General features: G+C 41.6%; 8 protein-coding genes. All 8 read left to right on the forward strand.

What is annotated here, in order from left to right:
* The first annotated feature begins 28 nt into the window (after positions 1–28).
* A complete protein-coding gene (locus J8L84_RS02425) occupies positions 29–1,783 on the forward strand; it encodes a DUF885 domain-containing protein (RefSeq protein ID WP_211069281.1) in 1,755 nt (584 codons plus the stop codon).
* Positions 1,783–2,298, forward strand: coding sequence for a hypothetical protein (locus J8L84_RS02430; protein ID WP_211069282.1), 516 nt, complete (start codon positions 1,783–1,785; stop codon positions 2,296–2,298). Before J8L84_RS02425 ends, J8L84_RS02430 begins: the two co-directional genes overlap by 1 nt.
* 130 nt (positions 2,299–2,428) lie before the next feature.
* Positions 2,429–3,142: a translesion DNA synthesis-associated protein ImuA gene (gene imuA / locus J8L84_RS02435; protein ID WP_211069283.1), complete on the forward strand. Its 714-nt coding sequence runs from the start codon at positions 2,429–2,431 to the stop codon at positions 3,140–3,142.
* A complete protein-coding gene (locus J8L84_RS02440) occupies positions 3,142–4,545 on the forward strand; it encodes a DNA polymerase Y family protein (protein WP_247670498.1) in 1,404 nt (467 codons plus the stop codon). The genes imuA and J8L84_RS02440 overlap by 1 nt, the downstream gene beginning before the upstream one ends.
* Positions 4,545–7,616: an error-prone DNA polymerase gene (locus J8L84_RS02445; protein WP_211069284.1), complete on the forward strand. Its 3,072-nt coding sequence runs from the start codon at positions 4,545–4,547 to the stop codon at positions 7,614–7,616. The genes J8L84_RS02440 and J8L84_RS02445 overlap by 1 nt, the downstream gene beginning before the upstream one ends.
* Before the next feature lie 68 nt (positions 7,617–7,684).
* Positions 7,685–8,482 (forward strand): hypothetical protein, encoded by a 798-nt coding sequence (locus J8L84_RS02450; RefSeq protein ID WP_211069285.1) that lies wholly within the window; start codon positions 7,685–7,687, stop codon positions 8,480–8,482.
* A 63-nt stretch (positions 8,483–8,545) separates the two neighbouring features.
* The gene (locus tag J8L84_RS02455; protein WP_211069286.1) at positions 8,546–9,352 is read left to right on the forward strand and encodes a hypothetical protein; all 807 of its coding nucleotides are present in this window, start codon (positions 8,546–8,548) and stop codon (positions 9,350–9,352) included.
* Between the two features lie 136 nt (positions 9,353–9,488).
* Positions 9,489–10,016: an acyloxyacyl hydrolase gene (locus J8L84_RS02460; protein WP_211069287.1), complete on the forward strand. Its 528-nt coding sequence runs from the start codon at positions 9,489–9,491 to the stop codon at positions 10,014–10,016.
* The last annotated feature ends 479 nt before the right edge of the window (positions 10,017–10,495 follow it).

Here is a 10,495-nt window from a genome sequence, read left to right on the forward strand (position 1 = left end):
ATCCGGTCTAAGGTTACCGGAGGCTTCCATGTACCGTTATTTGTTAATTTTTATACTCGCATTTACTAGCTTTACGTCGTTGGCCAGCACCAATGAGGATAAGTCGTTTTATGCGTTGTTAGATGAAATTTGGAAATACGAACTAAGTGTTTCCCCGCTTCTAGCCTCGAGACAAGGTGACAGTTCGCAAAATAACAAGTTACCAGATATTTCACCACAAGGCTTAGCCACTCAAGATCAACAATGGCGAGCGTACCGTAATGCATTGAAAGCGTATTCTAAGGAAAACCTATCTGACGACGCTTTTATCTCGTTGCTTATGCAGCAGTATCGGCTAGAGAATTATATTAGCCAATATCACTTTCGCGCTTATCTTGTCCCCATTAACTCCGAATACGGTTTTCATGGTGCCATGGCATCCTTGCCAAATTTATCTGTATTTAAAACGGTGGAGGATTATCATGCCTACCTGTCTCGTTTGGATGCACTTAAACCCTACTTTGAACAACAAATCACCTATATGCGCCAAGGACTAAAAGAGGGTTACACCCAACCTAAAGTGGTTCTTGAAGGCTTCGAAGATGCGGTAGCCGCTTATATTATGGACGACCCAAAGAAAAGTGGGTTCTACAGTCCATTTACTCGATTTCCAAAACATATTGATGCTTCACAACAAGCTGCGTTAGCCCAACTAGGCCAACAAGCCATTACCACCAGCGTTTTTCCTGCTTACCAAGCATTTTATGACTTCATGGTTGATGAATATATTCCCGGCGCCCGAGCCGCCATTGCTGCTAACGAGTGGCCTGATGGCAAAGCTTATTACGCTAACCGCGCCAAGCACTACACCACCACGGATATGAGCCCCGAAGACATTCATACTCTTGGCTTAAATGAAGTGAAGCGAATTCGAACTGAAATGCAAAGCGTGGTAGATAGCCTTGAATTCGATGGTAGTATTAATGAATTCATTACCTTTTTACGTGAAGATCCGCAATTTTATGCCACCAGCGCAGAAGATCTGCTTAAAGAGGCCTCATTTATTGCGAAAAAGATGGACGCTAAATTACCATCGCTCTTTGAATATTTACCTCGTACGCCCTATGGCGTTGCCCCTGTACCCGATAGTATCGCCCCAAAGTACACCACGGGTCGTTATATTCACCCTAGTCGAGACGATCAACCTGGTTACTACTGGGTAAATACTTATGCGTTGGACAAGCGTCCGCTTTATGCCCTTCCAGCTCTTACCTTGCACGAGGCGGTTCCTGGGCATCATTTGCAAATATCTTTAGCTGCGGAATTAGAAAATTTACCCATGGTTCGACGTAACACTTATATTTCAGCTTTTGGTGAAGGTTGGGGTTTGTATTCTGAATTTTTAGGAATTGAAGCAGGAATGTATGAAGACCCTTATGATAATTTTGGCCGCTTAAGCTATGAAATGTGGCGTGCGTGTCGTCTTGTCGTAGATACCGGCATGCACACCATGGGATGGAGCCGAGATAAAGCGGTTGATTTTATGATGTCCAATACGGCTTTGTCAGAGCATAATGTAAATACCGAGATTGACCGATATATATCATGGCCAGCTCAAGCCCTATCTTATAAGATTGGTGAAATAAAAATAAAGTCGTTGCGTGAGAAGGCTGAAACTGCGCTAGGGCAGCATTTCGACGTACGTAAATTTCACCGAGCAGTATTAGAAAATGGCTCTGTGCCATTATTCATTTTAGAGCAAAAAATCATCCAATTCATAGAAGAACAAAAGGCGGCAAGATAATGATATTTGCATTTGGGATCATAGGGCTGCTTGTCCTGTTTTTGATTTATTTAGCGCTTCGTGTGCAAACGCTACAACGAGAGCTTACGCTTACGCGCTCATCTGCAAAACAAAATGGTAATAAAGTTAATCATGCTTATAAGAATTTAGTGCTCGTCACTGATGCATTAGAAAAGACATATGCAGCGCGCATCGAAAGTGCCTACAAAAGCCGCCTGATAAGTCAGCAACAACATACTGCTCTTATGCCGCTTATGCTTAATTTCTCTAGTATCGTAATGGCGTGTTGTGAAAAAGGCGCTACGTTAGAAGAAGCGTTGGATTCAGCATTAAGCAGCACCGATGTATCACAAAGCGATGTGCGAGACGTGATTAAAGAAATGCCCGGCCCCATTCGTATGGCTTGGTCTAAAAACAGCGCTGATGGCTTTATTGCGGCCTGCCAGTTAATTACCAGCTCGGTGGGCGGTAACACTAAAAAAAGCCCTGCTAGCAGCGATGCCAGTACGGCGTAATTATTTGAGTAATTATTTAAGCATTTTTATCAAATAGTTAGATGCCCTCACAGCCTTAACTATTTAACCCATCTTGAAAAGACAAACCTCTACACTATAATACTGTACATACATACAGTATTATAGTGTTATGAATATTCCTATTTCACCCATTAATGAAGCTCGTTCAAAGGCAGCGCTTTTTGATAAGCACCCTCATATATGGCGAGCTCGAGAGAAGCCTGTAAGCGAAAACAAGTTTTTGCTGGGTAATCATGTATTGGATGAAGCCCTGCACGGTGGTATCGCCACATCAGGCGTCGTAAGAGTTGCGTCGTTAACGGGTATTGGAGAAATCACGCTTTTTAAACATATTTTGACTGCGCATCGCACTCATAAACTGCGTGTATTTATAAAGCCACCTGCCCAGCTCCAAGCGCCCTGGCTAAGCAGCTTAGGCGTAGACTTAGAACAAGTCATCGTTGTGCTTCCAAAAACAGATCAAGAAGCCTTGTGGGCAGCAGAGCAATGCTTAAAAAGTGCAGCTTGTCATTGTGTATTGCTTTGGAATAACACCATGGATGCAAAAGCAGCGCGGCGTTTGCAAGTGGCGGCATCGCATAACGATACACTATGCTTACTGTTTACTTCCCCTAATCAACAAAGTGCTTCTTTTCCAATTACCCTAGATTTAAGTCTGCATATTCGCGATGCGCAATTGGTTGTTAATATTATTAAACAGCGTCATGGATGGCCCGTAACCGATATTGTGATCCCCCATTCATGGACCCCTAACAACCGCGCCATTCAATCGGCCATGCAAAATAATAAGAACACCGAGCCAGCATTACACTCGGTGATTTAATGATGCTATGGGCTTACTTTTACTGCTATCAGTTAACTCTTGACTCCCATAAAAAAGATGGCGGATTCACAGAAGATGAAATACCCACTGTGGTTTATCACGAGCAGGGCAACCAAGTAGTGCAAGCTAATTCTCAGGCTATAAACGAAGGTGTTGAATGTGGTCAAGGCCTTGCACAGGCCGCAGCGCTCTGTCCTCACGTGCACATTTTAGCGTTTAATCGTGATACCGAAAAAGAGACCCTTCTATTTCTTGCACATCGGTTATACCCACTCGCATCAGATATTGTGATTGATGCTCACAACGCCATTGCTATTCGACTAGACAATTTACTGCAGTATTACGGTGGTATTGATGCTTTATGGCATGTCCTTACAAACGAACTACATTCTGCTGGTATTCACTTTTATTTCGCCACTGCATGGGGAGTGGATGCAGCACGCCTTCTCGCTAAAAATAAAACCAATCGCTATACCGATAATAAAGAAAACATAACTCTGTTATTGTCACGCTGTAAGCTAGAACAAACTGCCCTTGATTCGAAAACCATTGCCACACTTGCTAAAGTCGGTGTTAGACAGGTAGGCCAACTACTTAAACTTCCCGTCCATGAACTTGGGCAACGATTTTCAAACGATACTATTCGCTATTTAACCGCACTGCGGGGGGAAACCTTTCCCAAATACGTTTTATTCAGGCCATCGATAAGCTTCAAGCAGTTAAAAAATTTATCGTATGAAGTGGAAAATACGCAACACTTATTGCCCAGCATTAAAGCGCTACTCATTACGTTAGAACACTACTTACGCGCACGCAATTTACTCACGCCATCTATTCTTTTTCAGGTGCATTTCAGAGAAGCAGAGCCCTTATCTATAGCGGTAAATGGTGCTATGCCTTTTGCCACGCAGAAAGACTGGTTAGCGCTGGTTGAGCTTAAAGTTGAAACCCTCTTGCTGCCCGAGCCCGCTATCGCTATATCCCTAACCTGCCAGCAATTCGAACCCATTGAAAACGATGGAAATGATTTTTTTTCCCATCGATTTACTTCAGTGGCACAAAAGCAACTTATTGGACGATTAAAAGCCAAATTAGGCGATAACAGCACGCTTCACCCTAAAGCTGGAAACAGCCATAACTTTGAAGGCATGACAGTCAATCAAGTAGAGGAAACTACACCCGCCTATGCAGCCGATATAACTCCGGCGTTTTTGTTTAAGCGTCCCATGCCCCTTAACCAAGCGACACGTATTTGCTTTGGACCTATACGACTTCAAACGCAGTGGTGGAGTAGCGCGGCTAGCCAGAAAGATTATTTTATCGCTGAAACCAATCATGGTGTACGCTTGCTCGTCTTTAAAGACGTAAATGCCTGTTGGTGGACACAAGGTGTATACAGCTAATGTATAGCGAACTTTTCTGTCAGAGCCACTATAGCTTTTTAACAGGGGCGTCTTCGCCTGCACAGTTAGTGACTACCGCCTCTTTTCTTGGATACGAAGCGTTAGCTATTACCGATGAATGTTCTGTAGCGGGCGTAGTGCGAGCTTATGCCGAAATTACACAGCAAAAACTCCCTATTAAGCTCATTATCGGCAGCTATTTTCGCTTCGATGATACCTTGTCTTTTATATTACTGTGCCCTAATAAAGCGGCATATACCGAACTATGTCGAATAATAACTAATGCAAGAAGACGTAGCCAAAAAGGTGAGTATCAACTTGCAGAGTGGGACTTACGTACGATACGTCACTGCACGTTTATATGGCTTCCTACTACCGAGCAAGAAAAAGATAATTACTGGGCGACTTGGCTAATCAGCCAACCCAATATAAAAACGCACATAGGCGCACAACGTTTACTTGATGGGTATGATCATCATCGATTTGCGACTTACACACAACTACAGGAAAAATTTGAATTTCCTATTATTGCGTGTACTGGCGTGCTTATGCACCATGTAGATAGCCTACCACTACAACATGTTCTTCATGCCACCCAAGCACATACTCAAGTAGACAAATTGGGGCGAGCTGCACTAAGTAATGCTGAGCGTAGCCTGCGTACGGTTTCAAAATTAAAAAAGCTATTCCCTGAAAAGTGGATTTCCAATGCCATTGATGTGGCGAGAGGCTGCCTGTTTTCGTTAGCAGAATTACGCTATCAATACCCTTCTGAAATTATCCCCCAAGGTACATCGCCTACTAGCTATTTAAGAGAGCGTGTAGAAGCAGGCATAAAAGTGCGTTTCCCAGATGGCCTGACGGATGCCCTTAGAGCTCTTATTGAAAAAGAACTCTCACTCATTCGTGAACAAGAGTACGAGTACTTTTTTCTTACCATTTATGACATTGTTCAATTCGCTAAGGCGCGCAAAATCCTCTATCAAGGCAGGGGGTCAGCAGCCAACTCTATTGTGTGTTATTGCTTAGAAATTACCGCCGTTGATCCACGGCAAATTAATGTGTTGTTTGAACGCTTTATTTCCAAAGAACGAAACGAACCACCTGACATTGATGTAGATTTTGAACATCAACGCCGAGAAGAAATTATTCAATACATCTATGAAAAGTATGGCAGAGAAAGAACGGCTATTGCTTCTACTGTCATATGCTATCGCTTTAAATCGGCGTTTAAAGATGTGGGCAAAGCTTTGGGCTTCAGCGAGTCGCAATTAAGCTTTGTGATGAAGCAAATTAATCGCCGAGACAGTATCATTCCATGGCAGTCTCAGCTTTCAAATTTAGGGCTCGACCCAGAAAATGAAAGGGTCAAAATTCTCATTAGTATTACAGAGCAACTTCTTGGTACCCCTCGACACCTTTCTCAACACGTTGGTGGCTTTGTTATTAGTTCAGGGCCATTGTATGAGTTGGTCCCTGTTGAAAACGCTGCTATGCAAGAGCGCACAATTATTCAGTGGGATAAAGATGATATTGAGACGTTAGGGCTACTTAAAGTTGATGTATTAGCACTGGGCATGCTAAGTGCTATTCGACGCACTTTCGACCTACTTAACAAGCAATTCCCTGTCGATATAGATATTCCTTTCATTACCAAGTTAGGCGATGACAAACAGGTTTACGATATGATTTGTCAGGCTGACACCGTCGGCGTATTTCAAATTGAATCTCGCGCACAAATGTCGATGCTGCCTCGTTTAAAACCTCGTCGTTATTACGACTTAGTGGTGCAAATAGCTATAGTAAGACCAGGTCCTATTCAGGGTGATATGGTGCACCCTTATCTACTACGACGGCACGGAAAGGAAGCGATAACCTATCCTTCTGAAGAAGTGAAAGAAGTGTTGTCGCGCACCATGGGCGTTCCAATTTTTCAAGAACAAGTCATAAAACTGGCCATGGTAGCGGCTGGCTTTAGTGGCGGTGAAGCAGATCAACTACGACGCGCAATGGCGAGCTGGAAAAGAGACGGCCGTATTTTTGAGTTCAAAGAAAAGCTGATAAAAGGCATGGTATCACGAGGCTACGATGCCTCTTTTTCAAATAATCTATTCGAACAAATTAAAGGCTTTGCTGGCTATGGTTTTCCAGAATCTCACTCAGCATCCTTCGCCGTATTAGCTTATGTGTCTTGCTGGTTAAAGTATTATTTCCCTGTAGAGTTTTATGTTGCTTTGTTAAACAGCTGGCCAATGGGCTTTTATTCGCCTTCACAATTGGTACTAGATGCTAAGCGTCATCATATTACCGTACATGCGCCTTGTGTGAATGCATCAAATTACGAACATTTGATTGTTGAATGCAAAGGCGAGAAGCAAATTCAGCTTGGCCTAAGGCTTATTAAAGGTCTAAGTGAAAAAAGTGCTCAGCTTGTTGTGAGCCTCAGGCCGCCTACCGGGTTTGATAATATAGAGGCAGTACGTAAACTCGACATTCGTTCTGATGAGCTGGAGTCGCTTGCTAGCGCAGATGTATTTAGGAGCATTGCGGGCAATCGCTACCAAACACGTTGGCGACTAATGGACAAACAAACCAATTTACCGCTGTTTGAAAATACCCTTAATACGGATAGTTTTAGCACTGCCCCCAGCGTGGCTGAAAACTTGATTGAAGATTATGCATCTATCGGACTTTGTGTAAATGATCACCCTGTTGCACTTTTACACGAAGAACGAGATTTATGTTTTATTACTTCAGCGAAAGCACTACTTTTAAAACCTCACAAATCTGTTGTAAAAATACTTGGGTGTGTGACTGGGCGACAAGCGCCTGGTAGTGCTGCTGGGGTCACTTTTCTAACATTGGAAGACCATACAGGTAATATAAATGTCGTTATATGGCAGTCGACTGCACGTGCACAACATAAAACCTTTTTAAAAGCTAAACTTATGCAGGTTAATGGTATTATTGAACGCTCTAAGGAAGGAGTGATTCATATTATTGCGGGAAAGTTAATTGACCGAACACCATGGCTTGAAAATATCACTATGCCATCCAGAGACTTTCATTAAGTCCAATTGCGTATATACACCTTTAACAGTGTTCGGTATTTTAGTATCAAAATAGGTAGGAGTATGGCATGAAACAGGGGTTGTTTTGCCTTTTACTGATATGGATTAGTACGACGGCCACCGCTGATAAATTTATTGTGGGCTCACAAAACATAGAATATTACCCTCACTATAATTTTGCTTCTCCTATCGATAAGGGAGTAGGCTGGGCAATACTGGAAGCATTTTCAGAGTCATCCGGCCACGAATTTTCTTATCTATCGATGCCTGTTCGACGTCTTCAAATGGAAATGCTTAAAGGGCATGTGGATTTTGTCTATCCCGATAATCCCGGTTGGTATAACGATGTCACTAATAGCAAAGAAAAGTATTTCTCAATTGCGCTCACCCGAGCGGTTACAGGTACATTTGTAAAACCCAAGAATGTTAATAAAGGTATTAACTCTATTAAGAGAATTGCTATGCCTCTTGGCTTTACACCGGTAAATTGGCAAACGCGATTAGATCAAAACCTTATTAGAATAGTTTCCATCTCGGATACTTTTGCAGGTTTATCTTTACTCCAGTTAGAGCGTGTAGACGCCATAGATTTCGAATACCATGTGGGTAATTACTATTCCAACCAGTCCCCTCAAATTGGTCCTTTCATATTAGATATTACTCTCCCTCACAATGAGATCCCTTTTATGCTTTCTTCTCTAAGACACCAAGACGTCGTTGAGGAGCTAAATGCTTTTATAAATAACAACCCAACAATTATTGATTCAATTAGATTGCGCTATGGCATTACTTCGTTAGAAGCACTGACACAGCAAATACAAACTGAATTTAGTATTGAAGATAAAGACATTTGGCAGCCTCAATAAGCGTTTATGCGCTACTATTAAACTCTGTGTTCAATAATAGTATTCATTAATAAGGTAACCTCAGTGGGCTACATAAAACGGACTTTCTACTGCCTTCTCTTTATTTTCGGCGGCAATTTAGCGCAAGCAGAACAGTATATTATTGGTGCTCAAAATATTGAGTACTTTCCGCACTATGACTTTACTTCAAATGTTGATAAGGGTGTTGGCTGGGCAATTTTAGAAGCATTCTCTGAAGAGTCTGGACATGAGTTTGTATATCTAGACATGCCCGTTCGAAGGTTACAAATTGAATTAAATAAGGGGAATGTAGACTTTGTCTATCCTGATAACCCTCGTTGGAATAGCGAAGATACAGCCTTAGGTGAAAAAACTTATTCTAAACCTGTTGCTCATACCTTATCTGGAACACTCATTAGATCGGAAGATATTGGAAAGGGGCTAAACTTCATTAAGAAATTAGCGATTCCACAGGGGTTTACGCCGGTTAAATGGCAAAAGATAATTGATGATAACCTTTTATCTTTAGTTCCGATTGAAGAAACTTATAATGCACTTTCACTACTTCAACATAAAGAAGTGGATGCTGTAGATGTTGAATATCATGTTGGAAAGTATTTTACGCAGAGTTACCCTCAACTAGGTCCTTTTTCCGTTGATGTTACACTTCCTTTTATTGATGTCCCTTTTCTATTATCCACTTTACGTCACCCTGAAATAATAAAAGAGCTAAACCTATTTTTAGCGAATAACCCTAGGTTGATATCTACCATTTACGAAAAATACGGTATAAGTCTACCTGCAGACCTTATAGAAAGGTTTCGAACAGAGCAAAATGTTGAGAAAGACGATGTGTGGAAACCCCTGTAATAATTACTTATTTCAAGGAAATTATTAAATCGCTAAAAATTCATAAGCATTCCAAACAACGTTAATACTCTGAAAATGATAGGTTTTTATTTCTGGTCATGATTTTGCTTCTCTCCTTGTATATAAAGGAGACAACATGTTCAAACATACATTCAAACTTACCGTCCTAGCTTTGCTTTTAGTACCAAGCTTAGCGCAAGCCAAACAAACCGTCAGCGTTGATTACATGAATGGTTTTGACGATATCGAAGGTATTCGATTTGCCTATCGCCCCATAGAACATAACTTAAGCACTGGATGGTTTGGTGATATCAAACTTTACTGGGAGCTTAGCGCATACCATTGGGAATACGGTGAAGAAAATAACCATAGCACAAGCTACGCGCTATCAATCACGCCAATTTTTATGAAACAAATTAGCACTGTGTATGACTACCCTTTGTATGTTGAAGCAGGTATAGGGGCAAGTTTCATTAATGATGAGAAAGTAGCAGGTAAGGATATAGGATCTAATTACCAATTTGAAGATAGGCTCGGCTTAGTGCTTGAGCTTGATGAAAGCCAACACGTCGCTTTGCGCTACATGCACTTCTCTAATGGTGGATTTAATAGTGACAACCCTGGGTTGGATTTCATGAACCTGTCGTACGCATACAGCTTCTAATAGTCATTACTTCTAGTGTAGTGGGCTGCATGACCATAACTACTTTTATGTCTATTCTACTTGGTGAGTCTTATGAGAATATCTAAATTTGCTAAATTGAAAACTTATTTTCTAAAACAGTCAGATAAGCTATGGCGTGAAATCTGTAGCTTAGCCTACTAGATATATGTAATTTTATACTAAGTGATTTACTATGAAGCATGTGAGGGCGTTTGTTTTACCCTGATGTCATCAGCAGCAGAGCATCTTGATTTAGACCTTCATATCCCCCTACTTCATACCGGAAAGTCACAGTTGCTTTTCACTAGTTTTCAATAAGATCTTAATGGCAGACTTTGGCAACTGACTTACAGAGAAGCTCTTCTAGATAAACGCTCATTGATTAACACTTATTGATAGGTGCTAGTTCACGGGCATAGTGCTGACTAGCACTTTTCTTCAGGCATAAAAAAAGGGCTATCCGTTAGGATAGCCCTTCT

Source organism: Alteromonas sp. MMG017 (assembly GCF_018100795.1).
In the GTDB taxonomy this organism is placed as follows: domain Bacteria; phylum Pseudomonadota; class Gammaproteobacteria; order Enterobacterales; family Alteromonadaceae; genus Alteromonas.